The organism is Serratia sp. JSRIV001 (assembly GCF_019968745.1).
In the GTDB taxonomy this organism is placed as follows: domain Bacteria; phylum Pseudomonadota; class Gammaproteobacteria; order Enterobacterales; family Enterobacteriaceae; genus Chania; species Chania fonticola_B.
In genome coordinates this window covers 262249-285272 of the sequence record NZ_CP074147.1, presented here as the reverse complement: position 1 = coordinate 285272, position 23024 = coordinate 262249, and the positions used below count along the sequence as shown (strand labels likewise).

Below are 23024 nucleotides of genomic sequence, written 5' to 3'. Positions count from 1 at the left end.
AGAAAAAGGGGCTGACATGACGATAAAACTCGTAGCGGTAACGGCCTGTATCAGCGGGGTCGCCCATACCTACATGGCTGCCGAGCGGCTGGAAAAACTGTGCACGCAGGAGAAATGGCCGGTCAAAGTAGAAACCCAGGGTGCATTGGGGATTGAAAATTCGCTGACGGCGGACGATCTTGCCCAGGCCGACGTGGTGCTGTTGATCAGCGATATTCTGCTGGCGGAAAGTGAGCGTTTTGAGCACCACCGCTGCGTGCAGATCGGCATCAACACCTTTCTGCGCACGCCGGAGAAGGCGCTCAGTGCGGTACGCAAGGCAGCCGCTTCGCCCCAGGAAACGCATATCCGCGTAGTTTAACTACGGTGTTAGCCCCCCTCACCCTAACCCTCTCCCCAAGGAGAGGGGACCGATCGAGTGTGCTTGAAATTGCAGTGACTCACCTTGGATGAGGGGACGATAGCATTTGCTGATATGGACTCTATACTTGCAAAAGAGCAAGGGCTATCAACTCCCTCTCCCTGTGGAAGAGGGTTGGGGTGAGGGGCCCAGTTCACTGTGGTATTGACCGCGATACTCCGACGGGGAACGTTCGGTGTTCTTGCGAAACAGGCGGCAGAAATAGTTACTGTCGACAAACCCGCAGGCGTGCGCCACCTCTTTCACCTTCATGTCATAGCGTTTGAGCAGGTGCTTCGCCTGCTCCAGCCGCACGTGATTAAGATATTCGTTAAACCCGATGCCACCGGCCTTCTGGAACAGATGAGAAAGGTAATTCGGTGAGATATAAAACGCCTGGGCCACCGACTCGCGGGTAAGCGGCTCACGATAATGTTCCTCCAGGTGACCCCGCACCGCATCAAACAGCGCCTGGCTGCGCGAGGCGGTTCTCACCGAGGTGCCAAACAGATCGAGCGCATGGCTCAGCAAGCCCTTTACCAGGAAACGCGCGGTAGGCTGATCGCTCTGATGCCAGGAGAGTTCGTTAAGCGCCTGCAACATGAACGACCCCACACGCGGGCCACGGCGCGCCACGTTATCCTTACCCAGCGGCAGCGTGTTTTCCCCATCCCAGCCCAGCAGGCTATAGCCGAGTTGCTGCTTGCCAAACAACAGGCTGAGCGTGGTTGTAGGTTGCTGCCAGCGCGGGCTGTTCCAGCCTTGCGCCGGGACAAACAGCACATCCCCCGGCAGCAGTATCTGTTGTTGCCGCACTCCCTGGCTGCCCTCCCACTCCATTTCCTGCTCCCCGTCCACCACCAGCTCAAGGCGTGGAAAGCCTACCTGATAAGCCAGCTCCGGGGCCGGATGTTGGTTACCGGCAAAATAAACCTGCCGGATCCCCTGCCCGTCATCGAGCAGCGGAGCCAACACGGCCACCAGCGGGTGTTTCATCGGGAATAATCCTTCAAACCAAGTGAACAACGAGACTTGATAATAACCAATAGCGGCGAGGAAAACGCGGGAGTAGAACAAGAAAAGGGCGCCAAAGCGCCCTTGAGTAAAATATCGTTTTTGGATCAGACCACCTGGTCGCGCAGACGCTGAGCCGCTAACACCATGTTGGCCAGCGACTGGCGGGTTTCTGGCCAGCCACGGGTTTTCAGGCCGCAGTCCGGGTTCACCCACAGGCGTTCCGCCGGGATATTCTGTGCCGCTTTACGCAGCAGCGCTTCGATCCATTCCACGCTTGGCACGTTCGGCGAGTGGATGTCGTAAACGCCCGGCCCGATTTCATTTGGATAGTCGAACTCTTTGAACGCTTCCAGCAGATCCATATCGGAACGAGAGGTTTCGATGGTGATCACATCTGCATCCAGAGCCGCGATAGAATCCATGATGTCGTTGAACTCGCAATAACACATGTGGGTGTGGATCTGGGTATCATCCTGCGCCACGGCGGCGTTCAGTTTGAAGGCATCCACCGCCCAGTCGAGGTACGCGGCCCAATCGGACTGGCGCAACGGCAGGCCTTCGCGCAGAGCAGGCTCGTCGATCTGGATAATACCGATACCGGCCTTCTCCAAGTCTTCCACTTCATCACGCAGCGCCAACGCAATCTGTTTGGCGATCACTTCACGGCTCACATCTTCACGCGGGAAGGACCAGCAAAGAATGGTCACCGGGCCGGTCAACATGCCTTTTACCGGCTTGTCGGTCAGCGACTGGGCAAACTTGGCCCACTCTACGGTGATGGCTTCCGGGCGGCTGATATCGCCAATAATCACCGGTGGTTTCACGCAGCGGGAACCGTAGCTCTGTACCCAACCGTTTTGGGTGAACACGAAGCCGTCCAGGTTCTCGCCGAAGTATTCCACCATGTCGTTACGCTCGGCTTCGCCGTGCACCAGCACATCCAGCCCCAGGCGTTCCTGCTCGGCGATGGCCTGCTTGATATGTTCGCCGATGCTGGTGCGGTAGTTGCTACCATCCAGGCGGCCCTGCTTGAAGTCCAGACGCAGGCCGCGGATTTCGGTGGTCTGCGGGAAGGAGCCGATGGTGGTGGTTGGCCAGGCTGGCAGGTTGAAGCGATCGCGCTGAGCCTGAGCACGTTGTTCATAAGGGCGCTGACGTTCGCTGTCTTTGGCAGTGATGGCCGCCAGGCGTTGCTCAACCTGCGCATTATGCACACGGCTGGATTGGCGGCGGGCGCGGATTGGGGCGCTGTAGGCATCCAGTTTGGCTTGTTTATCTGCCCCTGGTGCATTCAGAGCTGAACTCAACAGCGCCAGTTCGGCGCATTTTTGCAGCGCAAAGGCGAACCAGCTTTTCACTTCTTCGTCCAGGCGGCTTTCCACGCTCAGATCGATCGGGCTGTGCAGCAGCGAGCACGAGGTGCCGATCCACAGCGGGCGGCTACCAACCAGCGGCTGCAGGCGTTCAAACCAACTGCTCACATCAGCACGCCAGACGTTACGGCCATTGATCACCCCAAGCGACAGCACCCACTCTTTAGGCAACGCGTTGTTCAGGGCAGCAGCATCATCTTTGCCTGCGACCAGATCCACATGCAGCCCCTGCACCGGCAGTTCGCGGATGGTGTCGAGGTTATGGCCAATGCTGTCGAAATAGGTGGTCAGCAGCAGTTTGACCTGGCCTTGCAGCGCGGCGTAAGCCGGTTTAAAGGCCTCCAACCAGGCTTTAGGCAGTTCCAGCACCAGCGCAGGTTCGTCGATCTGTACCCACTCGATGCCGCGTTTGGCCAGCTCCGCCAGCACTTGCTGGTAGACCGGCAGGATATCGTTCAGCAGTGACAGACGGTCGAACTGCTCGCCCTTCACCTTGCCCAGCCACAGATAGGTTAACGGGCCCAACAGCACCGGCTTGATTTTGTGGCCCAGCGCCAACGCTTCGTCAACTTCATCCAGCAGTTGAGTCCAGCCCAGTTTGAACCGCTGGCCTTGAGTAAACTCAGGCACCATGTAGTGATAGTTGGTGTTAAACCATTTGGTCATTTCCGCCGCTGCCGCAGGTTCACCGGTGGGTGCGCGGCCACGGCCAATACGGAACAGGGTATCGAGATCGATCGAGCCATCTTTATTTTGGTGACGTGCCGGGACGTTGCCCAGCAGCAGGCTGGTGGTCAGCACGTGATCGTACCAGGCAAAATCGCCAACCGGCACCAAATCCACCCCGGCCTGCTGTTGTTGTTGCCAGTGACGAGCGCGCAGCTCGCGGCCAACCGCCAACAGCTCTTCCTGTGTTGAATTACCTGCCCAGTAACTTTCCTGCGCTTTTTTCAGTTCACGACGCAGACCAACGCGTGGAAAACCCAGTGTGTGATTTAGAATTGTCATCGTCATATTTCCCATTTAGCCGTCCAGATGTTTACACATCCATAATCCGCAGGTACTGTATGATCCACAAGCGCAATATTTTCACTGTCACTGTGAAGGACTCTCATGATCGAACTGAAACACTTACGGACCCTACAGGCTCTGCGTAATACCGGCTCCCTGGCCGCCGCCGCCGCACAGCTTCATCAGACACAGTCTGCTCTCTCGCATCAGTTCAGCGATCTGGAGCAGCGTCTGGGCTTTAAGCTGTTTGTTCGTAAAAGCCAGCCGCTGCGCTTTACCGCTCAGGGGGAGATCCTGCTACAGCTGGCAGAGCAGGTATTGCCGCAGATCCAACAGGCGCTGCAGGCCTGCCACGAACCGCATCAAACCACGCTGCGCATCGCCATCGAATGCCACAGCTGTATTCAGTGGCTGACGCCGGCGTTGGACAACTTCCGCTCCTATTTCCCGCAGGTGGTGATGGATTTCAAATCCGGCGTGACGTTCGATCCGCAACCAGCCCTGCAACAAGGTGAGCTGGATCTGGTGCTGACCTCTGACATCCTGCCGCGCAGCGGGCTGCACTATTCGCCGATGTTCGACTTTGAAGTCCGGCTGATCCTCGCTCCCGATCACCCGTTGGCCAATAAGCCGCACATTGAACCGGCAGACCTGAGTGATGAAGTGCTGATGATCTACCCGGTGCAGCGCCAACGGCTGGACATCTGGCGTCATTTCCTGCAGCCGGCAGGCGTCAGCCCGGCGCTGAAAAACGTCGATAACACGCTGTTATTGATTCAAATGGTGTCGGCCAGGATGGGGATCGCCGCGTTACCGCACTGGGTGGTGGAGAGTTTTGAGCGCCAGGGGCTGGTCGTCACCAAGACGCTCGGGGATGGCCTGTGGAGCCGCTTGTATGCCGCTACCCGCGACGGTGAGCAGCGCCAAACGGTCACCGAAGCCTTTATCCGCTCGGCACGTCAGCACGCCTGCGAGCATCTGCCGTTCGTGCGTGATGCCGCCCGGCCGATGGGCAGCCTGCCAGACACCAAGTCCTTAGCGTCTTTAAGCTAGCGGCTAGCCGCTAGCCGCTTTCGGCGCGACCCAGCGGCGATGTACCCATAGCGAGGCGACAATCACCGAGCCACCGATAATAAAGCTGGCCCAGTGCGGCTGCTGATGCCAAACAGCAAAATTAACCAGCAGGCCCGCGGGCACATGCATATTGTTCATGATGCCCAACGTACCAGCATCCACCTGTGTCGCCCCGTAGTTCCACATAAAGTAGCCCAATCCGGAAGCCACCACGCCCAGCCAAACCAAAATGCCCCATTGCAGGTTGGTGGTTGGCAGTTGGTTCGGATTACCCCACAGGAACCAGGCGACCACCGCTACTGCCGCCGCGCCCAGATAGAACCAGGAAAATGCCGTATGTTGCGGCAGCGGGTGTACTTCCATCAGGCGTTTGTAACCCACCATGCCGATGGCGAAGCTGATATTCGCCGCCTGCACCAGCAGCAGCCCCCACCAGAAGTGATCGCTCAGTTGGTGGTAGCGGATAATCGCCGCCCCCAGCACGGCCAGCAACGCGCTGAACAGATAGCCCCAACGCAGACGGCGGCCGCTGATCAGATCGTAAATCAGCGTGATGTACAGCGGCGTCAGCACCGTAAACAGCAGGAATTCCGACACGGTCAGATAGAGAAAAGCACGGAAGCTAATCAGATACATGATACCAAGCTGGAAGGCACCCACCAGCATATACAGCAGGATCACTTTCAGCTTGATGTTGCGCCAGCGCAGGAACGGCAGAAACACCAGCGCAGCCAGCCCAACGCGCATCAGCACCGAGAACCAGCTGTCGACATTGCCTGCCAGGTATTCGCCGATCAGGCTAAAAGAAAATGCCCATAAAATGGTGGTAATAACCAGAAGCAGCACGACAAGTTCACCCTAAAAGATCCGAAAGGGCGATTGTAGCGGAAGCAGAACAACAATGTGGCGCAAAGGAGGTTTACGTTTGAATGTAAAATAAACTAACGGCAATTTTGCCTGACTACGTTAGGCTTAAGACTATCGGGAGAACCGGAGGTAAACATGAAACGTCACCTTATTATCACCGCCCTGCTGTGGCTACCTTGGCTGGCTGCGGCGGAAAACGGGGTCACTACGCTCAGCCAGCAACAGCACTTTCTCAACCAGCTCGACCAGCAGGCACAGCAGCAGCGCATGCTGAACAACCAGCAGATGGAGCAGCGCCAGCAGCAGGGTTATCCGCTCAAGGCCAACCAGCCGAAAATGCTGCCCTATAACGGCAATAACAACCCGATGCAGCCACAGATGACCACTGGCAAGATGCTGCAAAACGGCAATCAGCCGGTTAATCCCTTTAACCAGACTGCTCCGGTAATACCGCAGGCACCGCTCCCGGCTACACCCTTACCCCCATAACGGTGAGGATTAACGGGGTGGTGATCGCCGCCAGCGCAGTGGACATCACCAGGCTGGTAGCGGCAGGGCCCGTTAGAACGTTAAATTGCCGTGACATCAGGTAGACGTTCACCCCCACCGCCATGGAGCCTAGCAGAACCACCACACGGGTTTCCATCGGAGGTAAATCCATTGACCAAGCCAGCAGCCAGACCACCATCGGCTGGACGATCAGCTTGAGAAAGCAGATGGCGCTGCTCAGTTGCCAGCCTTCGCTGATACGGTATTCCGCCAGCCCCATACCGAGCACCACCAGCGACAGCGGAGCCGCCACCTGGCCCAGCATGCTGACCGGTTGATCGACAAACACCGGCAGTGGCAGGCCGGTCAGGCTGAACAGCGTGCCAGACAGGATGCCGATAATCAGCGGATTGGTCAGCACGCTGCGCGCCGTTTTGATAAAGCCTTGCAGCGTGGGAGAGCCATTACGTGCCCATTCGATGGAGATGGTCACCAGCGTCCACAGAATCAGGCCATTGAATACCAGCACCAAGGCCACCGACGGAATGGCTTCCTCGCCTAGCATCACCGTGGCGATCGGCAGGCCAAGCATGACGTTATTGGAGAAAATGCCGCCCAGAGCGAATACCGACCCCGAAACGCCGTCCAGCTTGAAGATCCGCCGTGCGGCAATGCGGCCGATTACGAAGACGATCAGGCAACTGCCGAAGAAGGCGATCAGCAGGCGGGCATCCACTGCTGGACGTTGCGAGAAATCGCACATCATGCGAAACAACATGGCAGGCAGGGCGAGGGAAAACACAAAGCGGGTCACGCCATCGGTGATGGTAGATGGCCACTTTCCCCAGCGGATAAGGCCATATCCCAGCACGATCAGCACAAATAACGGCAAAGACAGCACTATCTGGTGCCACAGCGAAACAATAAAGGCAGGCATCGCATCCCTTCCGATGGCGCGGCGGCAACGGGCTGACGTCGCTATGTTCTGGTTTAGTCAAAGTGAATGGCCCTCACCCTACCCCTCTCCCACAGGGAGAGGGGACCGATCGAGCTCGCTGATACTCCGGAGAAATTCAGGCTAATCCAGTGTACAGACTGCCATCAGAATCCGATCGAACTCTCTGATACCCCGGAAGAAACTCGGGCTAACACAGTGCACGGACTGGCTCCCTCTCCCTGTGGGAGAGGGTCGGGGTGAGGGGTGATCTTTATCTACTAAATTAACCGTTTAAAAATCCGGACCGATCACATCTATCCGGTCGGTGCAAATACAGTCAACGCCCCAATTCAATAACAAACGCGCCCGCTCCGGCTGATTGACGGTATACACCAGAATACGCAGCCCGGCATCTTTCAGCACCGCGACACGTTCAGCGGTCAGTTCTTTATGATTAATATGCAGCGAGACACAGCCCAGGCGCTCGGTCAGCTCACGCCAATTGTCATCCCATTTGTCCAGCAACAGGCCACGCGGCAGTTCTGGGGCGGTCTGCTGCGCCGCTGCCAGAGCTTCCACCGAGAATGAAGAAAGCAGCGGATCGGTTTGCCCTTGCCACAACATGCTGGCGGCAAAGGCCACCACGCGGCCGGTTTCCTCGTCGCTGCCGGTGGTTGGCTTGATTTCAATATTGGCCATCATGCCGTGCTGCTTACAGCGCTCCGCCACGTCAGACAGCAGCGGCAAACGCTCCCCTTTAAAGGCCGAGCTGTACCAGTCACCGGCATCCAGTTCGACCAGTTTTTCCCATGGCAGTTCGCCCGCCACGCCCCAGCCGTTGCTAGTACGTTCAAGCGTGTCATCATGCAGCAGGAAAATCTGCCCGTCCTGCGCCAGTTTGGCGTCAAATTCGATCATCTTGTGGCCATGACGCGCGCCGACATCTATCGCCGCCAGGGTATTTTCCGGTGCCAGAGAACCGCCGCCGCGATGGGCGACAATATGGGGATAAGGCCAGGCTGTAGTCATCAATCCATCCGTGTTCCGCTGTGGGTAGCAAAAAAGTGCAGCGCCGACGCAGGCAGCTGTAAATACAGGGTACTGCCCGCAGGCGGCAGGGTTTCATGGCTCAGGCGGACGATCACGCCTGAACTCCCCCATTGGCCGTGTGCCAGATTATCGGCACCGAGCAGTTCCAGCGTTTGCAGCTCTAGCGGGATCCCGCCCTGCTCGCGCGTACTCAGTTGAATATGCTCCGGTCGGATACCCAACGTCAACTCCTGTCCGCCCCACTGTGGCCGAGGCTCTGGCAGATCCAGTGCCATGCCACCGGTCAGTTGCAGTTGTTTGCCGTCCACACTCAGCGTGCCAGGCAACAAGTTCATCGCCGGGGAACCGATAAAGCTGGCGACAAACAGCGTCGCCGGACGTTGATAAACCTCGCTCGGCGTACCAATTTGCTCCGCCACACCTTTATTCATCACGATCACCCGCTGCGCCAGCGTCATCGCTTCAACCTGATCGTGGGTGACATACAGGCTGGTGGTTTTCAGGCGGCGATGCAGCTGCTGCAATTCCAGGCGCATCTGGACACGCAATTTGGCGTCCAGGTTGGAGAGCGGTTCATCAAACAGGAACACCGCCGGTTCGCGCACAATCGCGCGCCCCATCGCCACCCGCTGGCGCTGGCCACCGGAAAGCTCACGCGGTTTGCGTTGCAACAGCGGTTCCAACTCGAGAATACGCGCGGCCTCTTCTACCCGCTGACGGATGTGCTGTTTGCCAAAGCCACGGATTTTCAGGCCATAGGCCATGTTGTCGTACACGCTCATATGCGGATACAGCGCGTAGTTCTGGAACACCATGGCGATGCCGCGATCTTTCGGTTCCAGATCGGTCACACGCTGGCTATCAATATAGATATCCCCGCTGGTGGTGCGCTCCAGCCCGGCCACCATCCGCAGCAGCGTCGATTTGCCACAGCCGGAGGGGCCAACCATCACAATAAATTCGCCGTCAGCCACGTCGAGATCGATCTGCTTGATCACCGGCGTTTTGCCGTCGTAAGACTTGGTGACTGCCTGTAGTTTTAAACCTGCCATATTCGTTACTTCTCGCTATCAACCAGGCCGCGCACAAACCAGCGCTGCATCAGAAGAACCACCGCCAACGGCGGGATCAAAGTCAACATCATTGCCGCCATCACCTGATTCCACTGGGTCGGCGCGCCGGAGGTGGAAATCATGCTGCGGATCCCCGCCACCGCCGTGCTCATCGAGGCGTCACTGGTGACCAGGATCGGCCAAAGATACTGATTCCAGCCGTAAATAAAGGTGATGACAAACAGCGCCGCCAGATTGGTTTTCGACAGCGGCAGCACGATGTCCCAAAAGAAGCGCATCGGCCCGGCTCCGTCGATACGGGCAGCCTCCAGCAGCTCATCCGGCAGGGTCATAAAGAACTGACGCAGCAGGAAGGTGGCCGTGGCCGATGCCATCAGCGGCAGCGTGAGTCCGGTGTAGCTGTCCAGCAGGTTGAGGTTGGAGATCACTTCCACCGTCGGGAAGATACGCACCTCGACCGGCAGCATCAGCGTCATGAAGATCAGCCAGAAGAACAGGCTGCGCAGCGGAAAACGGAAATAGACGATGGCATAGGCGGACAGCACCGAGACCACGATTTTGCCGCAGGTGATCGCCAGCGCCATGATCACACTGTTGAGCAGCAGCATCGAGAACGGCACCTTGATAGTGCCCACTCCGCCCTGCCAGATATGGCGGATGTTGTCCCAAAGGTGCCCTCCGGGGACCAGCGTCATAGGCACCTGGAACACCTGCTGATCGTCCAGCGTGGCGGCCACAAAGGCCACATACAGCGGGAACAGCACCACCAGCACGCCAACAATCAGCATCGTATGGCTGAAGATATCCAGCCCGCGTCGGTTCTCAATCATTGGTAGCGCACCTTACGTTCGACAAAGCGGAACTGGATCACCGTCAGGCCAATCACCAGCAGCATCAGCACCACCGACTGCGCCGCCGAACTGGACAGATCCAGACCAGCAAAGCCTTCACGATAGATTTTGTACACCAGCGTGGTGGTCGACTGTACCGGCCCACCGCCGGTAGCGGCGTCGATCACCGGGAAGGTGTCGAAGAAGGCATACACCAGGTTGACCACCAGTAGGAAGAAGCTCACCGGCGTGATCAGCGGCAGCACCAGGTTGAAGAAACGCCGCACCGGGCCAGCCCCGTCGATCGCCGCCGCTTCCACCAGAGAACGCGGGATGGATTGCAATGCGGCCAGGAAAAACAGGAAGTTATAGCTGATTTGCTGCCACACCGATGCCAACACCACCAGGAACATCGCCTGTCCGCTGTTTTGCGCATGGTTCCAGTCGTAGCCGAAACCGGCGAGCACATGGGTGATCAGGCCCATGCCGGGGCTGAACAGGAAGATCCACAGCACCGCCGCTACCGCAGGGGCAACCGCATAGGGCAGGATCATCAAGGTCTGATAGAAACGGCTGCCGCGCAGCACATAGTCCACCAGCGCGGCAAAGAACAGCGATACCAGCAGGCCAGCACCGGCCACCAGGAAGCTGAACAACAGCGTGGTGTAGAAAGAGTCCAGGTAATACGGGTCCTGAAACAGCTGTGTGAAGTTGTCCAACCCGACAAACTGGCTGGAAAGGCCGAACGGATCGACGCTTTGTACCGAGTACCACAGCGCCTGACCGGCAGGCCACAGGAAGAACACGACGGTGATCAGCAGTTGTGGCAGCACCAACACATAGGGCAGCCAGCTACAGCCGAAGCCGGGACGGGATGATGACATAGGGTTAACCGTTAAATGGGGATGAGGGGGGGTATAAGCCCCTCACCCCAGCCCTCTCCCAAAGGGAGAGGGAGTGGATCGATGTCGTTTGGCAAAAGAACGCCCAATCTGACGCTTACTTGGTGGAAGCCTCGAAGCGGCGCAGCAACACGTCACCGCGCTGTACTGCAGCATCCAGCGCCTGCTGCGGGGTTTTCTTGTCGGTCCATACGCTTTCCAGCTCTTCATCCACCACGGTACGGATCTGCGGCATATTGCCCAGACGCAGCCCTTTGGTGAACGCCAACGGTGGCTTGTTCAGCATCTGGCGAGTAGCCACATCGGCACCTGGATTTTTGTCGTAGAAGCCCTGTTGCTTGGTCATTTCATAGGCAGCAGTGGTGATCGGCAGGTAGCCGGTCTTTTGATGCCATTCGGCGGCAATCTCAGGCTGGGCCAGATATTGCAGGAACTCCGCCACGCCTTTGTAGGTCGCCGCGTCTTTGCCGTTCATCACCCACAGGCTGGCCCCGCCGATAATGGCGTTCTGCGGTGCATTTTTGGCGTCAGCATCGTAAGGCATCATGCCCACGCCGAAATCAAACTTGGCGTATTTGCGGATGCTGGCCAGCGAGCCGGAAGAGGCGGTCGCCATGGCGCAGTCGCCGTTGTAGAACTTCTCGGTAGGTTCGTCCTTGCGGCCGAAGTAGGTGAAGTCGCCCTTCTTGTTCATGTCTTGCAGGAACTGAATATGCTTCACCTGTAGCGGCTGGTTGAACTCCAGCTTGGCACTGGTGCCACCAAAGCCGTTGTTTTCACTGGCGAACGGCACGCCATGCCAGGCGCTGAAGTTCTCCAGTTGGATCCAACCCAGCCAACCGCTGGTGTAGCCGCACTTCATGCCAGCCGCGCGCAGTTTGGCGGCATCGGCCGCCAATTCCTGCCAGGTTTTCGGTGGCTGATCCGGGTTCAAGCCCGCTTTCTTGAAGGCGTCTTTGTTGTAATACAGCACCGGGGTGGAGCTGTTGAAAGGCTGGGACAGCAGATGGCCGCTCTTGTTATCGGTGTAGTAACCGGCCACGGTCGGCACAAACACCGATTCGTCGAACTTGACGCCCGACTCCTGGAATACCTGATACACCGGTTTGATCGCCTTGCTCGCCATCATGGTGGCGGTGCCCACTTCATAGACTTGCAGGATCGCCGGTGCCTTGCCGGAACGGTAAGCAGCTATGCCCGCCGCCAGGCTCTGTTCGTAGTTGCCTTTATAAACCGGGACGATCTTCACATCGCCGTGAGTTTGGTTGAAACGGTCCGCCAGAGAATCCACTTCGGTGCCCAGTTCCCCTTCCATCGAATGCCAGAAGGGGATCTCGGTGGCAGCTATTGCATGGCCGCTGACCGCCAGGGCCAAGGTAACGCACAACGTGGTTTTTTTAATCGCGTGAGCAAACATGCCTAACTCCTGAAAAAGCGGGTGTGATCAAAACGCGTGAGCGAAAAGAAACAGTTTTTGTTCGGATGCTAAACATGCCATGCGCGGATGACAGTAAAATAACTCTGGCGTGACAGCTAGATGACAGCGAGGTGAAGTGCAGATGGCGGTTTGATGTCGGCGGTAGGGAATTCTCCCCACCGCCGCAGAGAGATTACAGCGAGCGACGCAGGCGGGCGACGGCCTCTTGCATCTGTTGTTCGGTTGCCGTGGCAAACGACAGGCGGAAGGTTGAGCGATCCGGTTTGTCAGAGAAGAAGTATTCTCCCGGCACAAACACCACGCCCTGTTTCAGAGTGGTATTCAGCCACTCGGTGGCATCGAATTGCTGACGGAAACGCGCCCACAGGAACATGCCGCCTTTCGGCATATCAAAGCTGATCACATCACCCAGCTCTTTTTCCACCAGCCCGGCCAGGATCTCACCTTTGTGCTTATAGGCCGCGCGGATCTTTTCGATCTGCGCCGGCAAACGATCCAGCCCCAGGTAACATTCGACGATGCTCTGCGACAGCGCGCTAGCATGCAGATCCGCCGCCTGCTTGATGATCGCCACTTTATGCAACAGGAACGGTGGCAAGATGGCCCAACCCAGGCGCAGGCCCGGAGCCAGGATCTTGGAGAAGGTGGAGGTGTAGATAATGTTTTCCGTATGGCCCAGCACCTGCTGCGAAACCTGATACAGCGTAGCATTACGCTCTTCGGTGAAGCGCAGCTCGCCGTACGGGTCATCCTCGATAATCAGGAAGTTATGCTCCACCGCCAGTTTCACCAACTGCTCACGGCGTGCGGCGCTCAGGGTCAGACCGCTTGGGTTGCCGAAGTTCGGCACCACGTACACCCCTTTGATCTTCTGGGTTTTCAGCAGTTCAGCCAGCTCATCCACCACCATGCCGTCGCTGTCAGAAGAAACGGACATGACGTTGGCTTCCGCCAGTTCCAGCGTTTGCAGCGCCGCCAGATAGGTCGGGCGCTCTACCACAAACACATCACCAGGGTTAATCACCGCACGCATCACCAGATCTAACGCCTGCTGGGAGCCTGCGGTCACCACGATATCTTCCGGCTTGGCATTAACGCCACGCTTTGCGCATAGGGTACAGATGCCTTCACGCAGCAGTTCGCTGCCTTCAGTCAGCCCATATTGGAAAGCACTTTTCGGTTGTTCGGTAATAGCCTGCTGGGTAGCAATGCTCAATCCTTCGAAGTCAAACAGTGCATCAGAGGGAATGCCACCCGCCAGCGAAATGACGTTTTCCATTTTGCTGTGCTTGAGCAATTCGCGGATTGCCGAGCTTTTGACCTTTACGATGCGCTGTGCGAGTAGTCCTTCTGTCTTCATTGCTTGTTCTCGTAATCGTTAAGAATAGGGGCGCCACTCAGTGCGCCCTATGTCAATTACCCATGGTTTAACCACCCAGGTATGCTGACCGCACTGCTTCGTTTGCTAATAATGCGGCCCCCGTATCTTCCAACACCACGCGGCCGTTTTCCAGCACATAACCACGATCCGCCAGTTTTAGCGCCTGGTTGGCGTTTTGTTCCACCAGGAAAATGGTCATCCCCTCTTCGCGCAGCTGCTGGATGATATCGAAAATCTGCTGGATGATGATGGGGGCCAGCCCGAGTGAAGGCTCGTCCAACAGCAGTAACTTTGGCTGGCTCATCAGCGCACGGCCAATCGCCAGCATCTGCTGCTCACCACCGGACATGGTGCCAGAGCGCTGGCTGCGGCGCTCCAGCAGGCGTGGAAACAGGGTAAACACCCGCTCAATGCGTTGGTGATACTGCTCGCGGTCGGCAAAAAAACCGCCCATCGCCAGGTTCTCTTCCACCGTCATGCGTGAGAACACCCGCCGCCCTTCCGGTACGATCGCCACGGCCTCGCGCATGATGCGCGCTGTCTGCCACTGGGTGATATCCTGATCCATCAAGGTGATGGACCCTTCACTGGCCCTTGGGTCGCCGCATAGCGTGCCGAGCAGGGTGGTTTTACCGGCACCGTTGGCGCCGATCAGGGTGACAATCTCCCCCTGTTGAATGTTCAGGCTGACCTGGTGCAGCGCCTGAATTTTGCCGTAATGGGCGGAAACCTGATTAAATGACAACATATGCTTATTCGCCCAGATAGGCCCGGATCACGTCCGGGTTATTGCGGATTTCTGCCGGTGAGCCTTGCGCCAACGGCGTTCCCTGATTCACCACGTAGATGCGATCGGAAATCCCCATCACCAGTTTCATATCGTGCTCAATCAACAGCACCGACACCTGGTGCTGGTCACGCAGCTCGACGATCAGATGATCCAGCTCATCGGTTTCTTTCGGGTTCAGGCCCGCCGCCGGTTCATCCAGCATCAATAGTTCCGGGCGCGTTACCATGCAACGGGCGATCTCCAGCCGACGCTGCTGGCCATAGGCCAGATTACCCGCCGAACGGTTAGCCATCTCCAACAGGCCCACACGCTCCAGCCACACTGCCGCACGCTCAAGCGCATCGGCTTCTGCACGGCGGAACGCCGGGGTTTTCAGCAAACCGGCAAACACGCCGCTTTTCAGATGCTGATGTTGGGCCACCAGCAGGTTTTCAATCACCGTCATTTCGCGGAACAGCCGCACGTGCTGGAAGGTGCGCACCACACCCATGCGGGCAATGGTCTGGCCGGAAAGCCCTTCCAGATGGCGATCGCGCAGTTTGATGGTGCCACTGGTCGGGCGATAGAACCCGGTCAGGCAGTTGAACACCGTGGTCTTGCCTGCGCCGTTCGGGCCAATCAACGAAACAATCTCACCTTGATGCAGTTCCAGCGCGACGTTGTTTACCGCCAGCAAACCACCAAAACGCATCGAAAGCCCGGCTACCGCCAGTAAAGGTTGAGTACTCATGCCTGCTCCCCCTTCACGGCTTGGATATCAGCCACTTTCAGCTTCAACTGCGGGCGTTTCATCGGCAGCAGCCCCTGCGGCCGCCAAATCATCATCAAGACCATCAGCGCCCCCAGCAGCAACATACTGTATTCATTCAGATCGCGCATCATCTCACGGGATACTACCAGCAGGATCGCCGCCAGGATCACCGCAAACTGTGAGCCCATGCCGCCCAACACCACGATCGCCAGCACAAAGGCCGATTCCACAAAGGTGAAGGATTCCGGGCTGACAAACCCCTGACGTGCGGCAAACAGCGTGCCGGCAAAACCGGCAAAGGCGGCACTGATGGTGAAGGCGGTCAGTTTGATTTTGGTCGGGCTCAAGCCCAGTGAACGGCAGGCGATTTCATCTTCGCGCAATGCTTCCCAGGCACGGCCCAGCGGCATGCGCAGCAGGCGGTTAATCACAAACAGCGTCAATATCACCAGCAGCAGCGCTACCAGGTAGAGGAACACTATGCGGTCACTGGGATCATATTTCAGGCCAAAGAAGTTATGGAAGGTATCCCAGCCGCCGTCGCGGGCACTGCGGTTAAACTCCAGACCAAAAAAGGTGGGTTTCGGGATCTGGCTGATGCCGTTTGGCCCGCCGGTAATCTCGGTGTTGTTCAGCAGCAGGATGCGGACGATTTCACCAAAGCCCAGCGTGACGATCGCCAGATAGTCTCCCCGCAGGCGTAATACCGGGAAACCAAGCAGGAAGCCAAAGATGGCGGTGACAATCCCCGCCAGCGGCAGGCTTTCCCAGAATCCCAGGCCGTAATAATGGTTCAGCAATGCGTAGGTATAGGCTCCGATGGCGTAAAAGCCGCCGTAACCCAGCACCAACAGGCCGGAAAGGCCGACCACCACGTTCAGGCCCAGCCCCAGCATCACGTAGATCAGCGTCAGGGTGGCGATATCCACCGTGCCGCGCGACACCAGGAACGGCCAGACGACGGCGGCAATGATGATCGCCGCTGCCAGCACCTTCTGGCGCATGGTGGAGCCGTCAAAGCTGGGTAAGACGAACGCCGGGCCGGAGATTTTCTTCATCCCATGCTGCATCAGCGGACGCAGCAGTTGGAAGAAAAACACCACCACACAACCGATGCCAATCCACATCCAGCGCACTTCGGCAGCGCCGTGCACCACCAGCTTGGTACCGTCGAGGCTCAGTTGCATCCCCATCAGGAAGGAGGCCATGACAAACAGCACGACCGTGGCAATACAGGCGTTAAGCAGACCGAGTTTCATACTTTCTCAACCTCCGGACGCCCAAGGATGCCGGTTGGCATCACCAGCAACACCACAATCAGCAAGGCGAAGGACACCGCGTCTTTGTATTCGGTGCTCAAATAGGCCGAGGTGAGCGCTTCAGCCACACCCAGCACCAGCCCGCCGATCATCGCCCCAGGAATGCTGCCAATCCCGCCCAGTACCGCCGCGGTGAAGGCTTTCATCCCGGCCATAAAGCCGATGTAAGGGTTGATCACGCCGTAGAACTGGCCGAGCAGCACGCCAGCCACTGCCGCCATCACTGCCCCGATCACGAAGGTGAGCGAAATCACCCGGTCGGTATTGATGCCCAGCAGGCTGGCCATCTTCAAATCTTCCGCACAGGCACGGCAAGCGCGGCCCATACGCGAATAACGGATAAACATCGTCAGCGCCAGCATCGCCAGGAAGGTGACGACCCAGATGATGAGCTGCATGGTGCTGATGGTCGCGGCAAAGCCGTTGCTCTCACCCAGCACCCATTGGCCGGTGACCAGGCTTGGCAGCGCCACATCACGCGACCCCTGCGTCAGGCTGACGTAGTTTTGCAGGAATATCGACATCCCGATGGCGGAAATCAGCGCAATCAGGCGCTTGGAGTTGCGCACCGGTTTGTAGGCCACCCGCTCGATGCTCCAGCCATAGGCGCTGGCAATTACGATCGACACCAGGAACGCTGCGCCGATCAGCAGCCAACCCACGTCGATGCCGATCATCATCAGGGCGGCGATCACGATAAAGGAGACATAGCTGCCGATCATATAGACCTCGCCGTGGGCGAAGTTGATCATGCCGATAATGCCGTAGACCATGGTGTAACCGATGGCGATCAATGCATAGGTGCTGCCCAGCGTCACGCCGTTGAACATCTGCTGCAGAAAATAGAGAAACTGCTCTGACATACTCTGACCTTCTAAGGTGTTGTACTGGCCGACAAAGAGCGGCCCAACGGCCTGCTGGCGTTGCAGGCGCCGGGAATTCCCGGTTTGTAGATTTTGCTGTCAAGGTGGCCTCCACGCCCAAAAAACGCAGAGGCCACCTTAAACGGGCTTATTTAATCGGCGTTGATGAGCCGTCGGCATGCCATTCAAACACCCCGAACTCGAAGCCTTTCAGATCGCCTTTGTCATCCCAGCTCAGAGGCCCCATCACGGTTGCCACCGGTTGGCCGGTTTTCAGATCTTTGACGATATCTGCCGGTTCCTGGCTCCCGCTGCGCTCCATCCCGGTGACCAGTGATTGCAGTGCAGCATAGGTGGTCCAGACAAATGGCCCTGTAGGATCCAGTTTCTTGGCTTTTAATGCATCGACCACCGGCTGGTTGGCTGGCACCTGATCGTAACGTTTTGGCAGCGTCACCAGCATGCCTTCAGACGCGGCACCGGCAATGTTGGACAGCGAGGAGTTACCCACACCTTCCGGGCCCATGAAGCGGGTAGTCAAGCCCGCCTGTTTGGCCTGACGCAGGATCTGGCCCATCTCCGGGTAGTAACCGCCGAAGTAGACGAAATCGACGTTTTCTTTCTTCAGACGAGCGACCAGGGTAGAGAAATCTTTATCGCCAGCGGTGATGCCTTCAAACATCACAACATCGGTCCCCTGCTTTTTCAGGCTGTCACGCACTGAACGCGCCAGACCTTCACCGTATTGCTGCTTGTCGTGGACTACAGCGATGCGCTTGGGTTTAATCTCGTTGAGGATGTAGCTGGCGGCCGTTGGGCCCTGATCGGAATCCAGGCCAGTGGTGCGCAGGATCATCTTGTAACCACGGGTGGTCAGATCGGCGTTGGTCGCCGCCGGGGTGATCATGATCACGCCTTCATCTTCATAGATGTCGGAGGCTGGCTGGGTTGAAGAAGAGCACAGGTGGCCGATCACGTAACGAATGCCGTCATTGATGACCTTGTTGGCTACCGCTACCGCCTGTTTTGGGTCACAGGCATCGTCATACTCTACCGCCACCAGCTTATCGCCCTTGATACCGCCTTTGGCGTTGATATCGGCAATCGCCTGACGTGCACCGGTGAACTCCATATCACCATACTGCGCTACCGGGCCGGACATGGCACCCACTACGGCAATCTTGATGTCTTTTGCCACAGCGACATGGCCGATAGCCATCGCGATACAACCGGCCAGCAGCGCTTTACCCTTTGTTAATTTCATCCGCATATTCCCCATCTGTCGTTGTGAGTGTTGCTGTTGTATTTGTCACACCTAATCATTGTTTCTACCCGGCAGATTGCAAGTAACAGCCAACTGACCGTGGCTGGCAAAACGCCGGTAAATCGCTTTTATCTATAAGTAATAATGATTTAGGTACCTTTGCGACAATATTTTCTAATAAGACTTTATTTTTCATGTTATTAAACAGGAGTTTTCTTCTGCAAAGCAACTCCCAAGGTCAGAAACAAGCGGTGTAAACAGCATAAAATCCGGATTAAATCTGCGCCGTTTAGCGCAAGGAACAGCGCGATGTGCTGGTTAACACGCCATTAACTAACCGTTTACTCGGAAAATGCCAGCAGCAAAAAACATTTCGCGCAGACCTCGTATAGAAAAACTTACACAACGCGCTGTGCAAGATCCATTACACTGTCGGCATCCCTTATCGGTGCGGAAATCCGGCATGAAACTGACCATTGAACGCTTGACCAGTTTGTCCCCTCAAGACCTTATCGACCTTGGTAAAATCTGGCCACATCAACAGCCTGAGCAGTGGCTAAGCTGGCTGGAGGAGGGGAAAGCACTGTTTGCCGCCCGCTTTAACGAGCGGCTGCTGGGGGCGGTAAAAATCGAGATAGCGGGCCAGAGAGCTCAATTGCACGACCTGCTGGTGCGCGAAGTGACACGCCGCCGTGGCGTGGGGCTGTATCTGATGGAAGATGCCCAACGCCAATTGCCACAGGTGCAACATTGGCAACTGGATACTACCGGGTTGGCCGCACGTGAACGTGGCGAAGTCGGCAACTTTATGCGTGCCTGCGGATTCAAGGCTCAGGCCGATTGCTGGCAAAAATGAAACGTTGGCTAGCTCTGATCGTCATTATGCTGCTCGCCGTCATGGCCTGGTTTGTAGGGCGCTACCAGGCCATGAATCTTCATCAACCTTGGGATCAGCAGGCCTACGTTTGGCAAAGGGTGTGGACACCTCAGCATGCCGAGGCGCTGGCTGCCAGCCGTGACCTGTTTACTACCCTGCGCGTGTTGGGTCTGCAGGTGCATCCCCGTGAGGGTTTCCGGGACATCACGGTCAATACCGCCATGCTGAAACAAGATGGCCGCCCGCTATGGTTGGTAGTGCGGATAGACGGGCAATTGATGCAGTTGGATGAGGCCACCATCTATGCACGTCTGCAACAACAGCTGCAACGCTGGCAGGCGGCTGGTTTACCGGTGATTGGTGTGGAGATCGACCATGACGCCGCCACCGTACGGCTGCCCAAATATCAACAATTTCTGCACCAACTGCGCCAACGGCTGCCCTCTTCATTACAGCTAGGCATCACCGCCCTGCCCGCCTGGATCGGATCCCCAGCGCTGCCCGGCGTACTGCAACAGGTAGACAGCTCGGTGCTTCAGGTACATGCGGTGCTCTCCCCCACCCAAGGTTTATTCGACGGCCGGTTGGCGCAGGAGTGGACACGCCAGTACGCTCGCCTTAGCCCTAAACCCTTCCGTATTGCCTTGCCAGCCTACGGCATGGCTCTGCTAGGGTTCGATGCACAGGGGGCTCTGGTTGAGAGCGAAGCCTCGCAGCGCGTGGCGGGCAAGGTCCAGGAACTGACCGTGGCACCGCAGCAGGTTGCCGATTTCTTGCAGCAGCTCGCACAACGCCCACTGCCACGTCTGCGCGGCATTATCTGGTTCCGCCTGCCGCTGGAAAACGATCGCCGCGCCTGGTCGATGGCGACGCTACGGGCGGTGATCCAGCACCAGCCATTGCTCACCCACTGGCAGGTTAAATTTTTGCCGCAGCCACAGCAAAATGGGCTGTATGATTTGATGATTGAGAATCAGGGTCCGGTGGATGCTCCGTTACCGCGTGAGATCCACATTCAGGCCGAAGGTTGCCTGGCCGCCGACGCGGTAGGTCATTACCAGTTGGCAACGCCATCGGACCCCCAACGCTTTATCCGCATTAGCGGCGATCAGCTCCGAGCAGGGCAATCACGCCCCTTGGGCTGGCTACGCTGCCAACAGATCACGCCAGGAGGCACCCATGTCATACCTTGATTTGCACACTGCAGGGCACCGTCGCCGTGCGCTCCCGTTAGCATCACTGATCGCTGCAGCATTGATGGTGCCGCTGAGCGGCCAAGCCTGTGGGCCAGACTTCCCCAACCGCCTGCTGGTTAACCGCAACGGCACCCTGCTGTATATGCCTGAGGGCAACTTCGCTTTCGAAGCCACCCGTCTGGTACCGGTAGACCCACAGCTGCCACGCTGGCAGGCTCCGCCCATGGCCCCGGTGACACCGCCAAAACCGATGCCGCTTTCACCCGCACAGCAGGCCATTAGCCAGATGCGTGCTACCCACACCGTTGAAGAAGCCGACGCGGTGAATGCGCAAGGGCTATCTAATGCCGCGCGCTTATATACGCTGGGGGCGGTCGCCTTTGCCGCAAAAGATCCGCGGGCGTCGCAATATTTCCAGCAGGTGTTGGCGTTGCCAGCCGCCGAGCAGGAAGCATGGGGGTTACGGGCGCAATACTCGCTCGGCCGCCTGCTGATGGACGATCATGGCACGCCGGAAAGTGAATCCGGTAGCGAGCCGGTGGTGAAACATCCGGAGAAAGCGCAACTTGAGCAGGCCTTGGCTGCCTTCCAACAGGTGATCGACCAGGTGAAAAGTGGCACCGCCGATCCCGATCAACTGGCACTGAGTAGCCTGGGCCAACAAGCACGTATTCATTTGTGGCTCGGGGAAATCGCTCCGGCAGCACAGCTATATGCTCAGCAGGCCGCCCAAGGCGATCCCGATGGCGGTCTCTCGCTGCAATATATCTCCTCCTATCTGATCAACCCGCAGCATGTAGAGGCGTTAAAACAGGCTATTCACGATCCGTTGGTGCAGCAATTGGTCACCATTGAGCTGTTCGCCCGCAGCAGTAATCTGGAGATGTCCGGTATCATTAACGGCGAGACCAGCGCCAAGCAGCTTGTCGATCAGACCCTGACGTTGCTCAATGACTCGGTTAAAAGCGGTTTCACCGGTAGCGACCGGCTGGCGGCGCTGGCCTATCGTTCCGGGCAATATGCCATGGCGGCCAACCTGCTGAAAAATGCGGGAGATGGCGGTTTAGCCTGGTGGTTACGTGCCAAAATGGCCCTGCGTGAGGGTGATGTGAAAGCCGCAACCGCCGCCTATGCCAAAGCCGCAGCCGCATTCCCTACCGATGAAAGCTGGGGGGAGCAGCGTAACGAAGACTTCGCAGCCGAAATGATCGTGCCGGATTGCCGAGTTGCCGGCGAGCAGGCCATTCTGGCACTGAACCGAGGCGACTATCTGCAAGCGATGGACCTGATGTATCGCGGCAAAGAAAACTACTGGGCAGACGTGGCGGATATCGCCGAGCGGGTGCTAACGGTCGATGAGCTGAAAGGCTTTGTGGATAAGCATGCGCCAGCCCCCACCACGCCACTCAAGCCGGTCAAACCCGATGAATACAATGGCGAGCGGATCACCCAAGAGGTTCAACTGCGTGAATTGCTGGCACGGCGCATGATGCGCGTAGGCCGCTATGAGGAAGCGGTGAACTACTTTGCCATTCCAAACTACCGCCAAGCGGCGCAGGACTTTGCCAACCTGATGAAAGCGGCGAAGGATAAATCGGCAGATAAGAACACACGCGCCAAAAGCTACTATCAGGCGGCGGCGCTGTTGCGCTCGCAGGGGTTGGATTTCACCGGCTATGAAATGACGCCGGATTATAATATTTATGGCGCGGGGTATTCCTATCTGGGGGATGCGTTCAACACCAAGGATAGCAAAGACAAGAGTTGGATCAGCGCGGCGGAAGCGGCACGGGCCAAGAAATCGTTGCCAGATGCAGATAACCGTTTCCTGCATTACCGCTGGCAGGCGGTGGATCTGGCGCAAAAGGCCGCCGACCTGCTACCGCCGAAAAGCCAGGCCTACGCTGCCGTGCTGTGTAATGCCGCTGGTTGGGTGATAGCCCGCGACGCCAAAACCGGCCGCGCGCTGTATCAGCGTTATATCAAGAATGGCACCCAGTTTGAGTGGGGTACCAAATTTGGCTATGACTGCCCGGCACCGGAGTTTGATCCCGCAGCCAACTAACTACAAAAACAGAAAAGCCCGGCAAGCCGGGCTTTTCGAGCGTTAAGCGCTATCGGT

General features: G+C 57.5%; 21 protein-coding genes. 6 read left to right on the top strand and 15 right to left on the bottom strand.

Going from position 1 to position 23024, the window contains the following annotated elements:
• The first annotated feature begins 16 nt into the window (after positions 1–16).
• Entirely contained in the window at positions 17–361 is a 345-nt protein-coding gene (locus KGP17_RS01215; protein WP_065685033.1) for a PTS fructose-like transporter subunit IIB, read from the top strand.
• A 147-nt stretch (positions 362–508) separates the two neighbouring features.
• Here the strand turns inward: KGP17_RS01215 and KGP17_RS01210 are convergent, their stop codons facing one another.
• Positions 509–1396 (bottom strand): AraC family transcriptional regulator, encoded by an 888-nt coding sequence (locus KGP17_RS01210; RefSeq protein WP_021807974.1) that lies wholly within the window; start codon positions 1394–1396, stop codon positions 509–511.
• A 125-nt stretch (positions 1397–1521) separates the two neighbouring features.
• On the bottom strand, positions 1522–3798 hold the full coding sequence (metE, locus tag KGP17_RS01205; RefSeq protein ID WP_223498726.1) for a 5-methyltetrahydropteroyltriglutamate--homocysteine S-methyltransferase: 2277 nt from the start codon (positions 3796–3798) through the stop codon (positions 1522–1524).
• Positions 3799–3903: 105 nt separating this feature from the next.
• Between metE and metR the strand changes: the two genes are divergently transcribed.
• A complete protein-coding gene (gene metR, locus KGP17_RS01200) occupies positions 3904–4854 on the top strand; it encodes an HTH-type transcriptional regulator MetR (RefSeq protein WP_021807976.1) in 951 nt (316 codons plus the stop codon).
• 3 nt (positions 4855–4857) lie between these two features.
• On the opposite strand, the gene KGP17_RS01195 is transcribed toward metR, so the two are convergent.
• Positions 4858–5721 (bottom strand): carboxylate/amino acid/amine transporter, encoded by an 864-nt coding sequence (locus KGP17_RS01195; RefSeq protein WP_223498725.1) that lies wholly within the window; start codon positions 5719–5721, stop codon positions 4858–4860.
• A 156-nt stretch (positions 5722–5877) separates the two neighbouring features.
• Here KGP17_RS01195 and KGP17_RS01190 point away from each other — a divergent pair, with 156 nt between their 5' ends.
• Positions 5878–6231: a hypothetical protein gene (locus KGP17_RS01190; protein WP_223498724.1), complete on the top strand. Its 354-nt coding sequence runs from the start codon at positions 5878–5880 to the stop codon at positions 6229–6231.
• Here KGP17_RS01190 and KGP17_RS01185 read toward each other — a convergent pair.
• The 12 genes from KGP17_RS01185 to KGP17_RS01130 all read right to left on the bottom strand — a co-directional run bounded on the left by KGP17_RS01185 (position 6212) and on the right by KGP17_RS01130 (position 18829).
• Positions 6212–7168: an AEC family transporter gene (locus KGP17_RS01185; RefSeq protein WP_223498723.1), complete on the bottom strand. Its 957-nt coding sequence runs from the start codon at positions 7166–7168 to the stop codon at positions 6212–6214. The genes KGP17_RS01190 and KGP17_RS01185 overlap by 20 nt on opposite strands.
• Before the next feature lie 291 nt (positions 7169–7459).
• The gene (gene ugpQ / locus KGP17_RS01180; RefSeq protein WP_223498722.1) at positions 7460–8197 is read right to left on the bottom strand and encodes a glycerophosphodiester phosphodiesterase; all 738 of its coding nucleotides are present in this window, start codon (positions 8195–8197) and stop codon (positions 7460–7462) included.
• Complete coding sequence (locus tag KGP17_RS01175) at positions 8197–9270, bottom strand: sn-glycerol-3-phosphate import ATP-binding protein UgpC (RefSeq protein ID WP_021807984.1); 1074 nt, start codon at positions 9268–9270, stop codon at positions 8197–8199. The genes ugpQ and KGP17_RS01175 overlap by 1 nt, the downstream gene beginning before the upstream one ends.
• A 5-nt stretch (positions 9271–9275) precedes the next feature.
• Positions 9276–10121 carry a sn-glycerol-3-phosphate ABC transporter permease UgpE gene (ugpE, locus tag KGP17_RS01170; RefSeq protein ID WP_223498721.1) on the bottom strand — a complete coding sequence of 282 codons (846 nt, stop codon included), beginning with the start codon at positions 10119–10121 and terminating at the stop codon, positions 9276–9278.
• The gene (gene ugpA / locus KGP17_RS01165; protein ID WP_209529141.1) at positions 10118–11005 is read right to left on the bottom strand and encodes a sn-glycerol-3-phosphate ABC transporter permease UgpA; all 888 of its coding nucleotides are present in this window, start codon (positions 11003–11005) and stop codon (positions 10118–10120) included. The genes ugpE and ugpA overlap by 4 nt, the downstream gene beginning before the upstream one ends.
• Before the next feature lie 115 nt (positions 11006–11120).
• Positions 11121–12440, bottom strand: coding sequence for a sn-glycerol-3-phosphate ABC transporter substrate-binding protein UgpB (ugpB, locus tag KGP17_RS01160; protein WP_223498720.1), 1320 nt, complete (start codon positions 12438–12440; stop codon positions 11121–11123).
• A gap of 193 nt (positions 12441–12633) precedes the next feature.
• Entirely contained in the window at positions 12634–13821 is a 1188-nt protein-coding gene (locus tag KGP17_RS01155; RefSeq protein WP_223498719.1) for a PLP-dependent aminotransferase family protein, read from the bottom strand.
• Between the two features lie 67 nt (positions 13822–13888).
• A complete protein-coding gene (gene livF, locus KGP17_RS01150; RefSeq protein ID WP_021807790.1) occupies positions 13889–14590 on the bottom strand; it encodes a high-affinity branched-chain amino acid ABC transporter ATP-binding protein LivF in 702 nt (233 codons plus the stop codon).
• A gap of 4 nt (positions 14591–14594) precedes the next feature.
• A complete protein-coding gene (livG, locus tag KGP17_RS01145) occupies positions 14595–15362 on the bottom strand; it encodes a high-affinity branched-chain amino acid ABC transporter ATP-binding protein LivG (RefSeq protein ID WP_025120109.1) in 768 nt (255 codons plus the stop codon).
• A complete protein-coding gene (locus KGP17_RS01140; protein WP_223498718.1) occupies positions 15359–16642 on the bottom strand; it encodes a high-affinity branched-chain amino acid ABC transporter permease LivM in 1284 nt (427 codons plus the stop codon). Before KGP17_RS01140 ends, livG begins: the two co-directional genes overlap by 4 nt.
• On the bottom strand, positions 16639–17565 hold the full coding sequence (gene livH, locus KGP17_RS01135) for a high-affinity branched-chain amino acid ABC transporter permease LivH (protein WP_021181499.1): 927 nt from the start codon (positions 17563–17565) through the stop codon (positions 16639–16641). The genes KGP17_RS01140 and livH overlap by 4 nt, the downstream gene beginning before the upstream one ends.
• Before the next feature lie 148 nt (positions 17566–17713).
• Positions 17714–18829 (bottom strand): branched-chain amino acid ABC transporter substrate-binding protein, encoded by a 1116-nt coding sequence (locus KGP17_RS01130; RefSeq protein ID WP_037376583.1) that lies wholly within the window; start codon positions 18827–18829, stop codon positions 17714–17716.
• Positions 18830–19292: 463 nt separating this feature from the next.
• Between KGP17_RS01130 and panM the strand changes: the two genes are divergently transcribed.
• The 3 genes from panM to KGP17_RS01115 are packed head-to-tail and all read left to right on the top strand — an operon-like array spanning position 19293 to position 22967.
• The gene (gene panM, locus KGP17_RS01125; RefSeq protein ID WP_223498717.1) at positions 19293–19685 is read left to right on the top strand and encodes an aspartate 1-decarboxylase autocleavage activator PanM; all 393 of its coding nucleotides are present in this window, start codon (positions 19293–19295) and stop codon (positions 19683–19685) included.
• Positions 19682–20899 carry a DUF3142 domain-containing protein gene (locus KGP17_RS01120; RefSeq protein ID WP_223498716.1) on the top strand — a complete coding sequence of 406 codons (1218 nt, stop codon included), beginning with the start codon at positions 19682–19684 and terminating at the stop codon, positions 20897–20899. The genes panM and KGP17_RS01120 overlap by 4 nt, the downstream gene beginning before the upstream one ends.
• Positions 20886–22967, top strand: coding sequence for a hypothetical protein (locus KGP17_RS01115; protein ID WP_223498715.1), 2082 nt, complete (start codon positions 20886–20888; stop codon positions 22965–22967). The genes KGP17_RS01120 and KGP17_RS01115 overlap by 14 nt, the downstream gene beginning before the upstream one ends.
• The last annotated feature ends 57 nt before the right edge of the window (positions 22968–23024 follow it).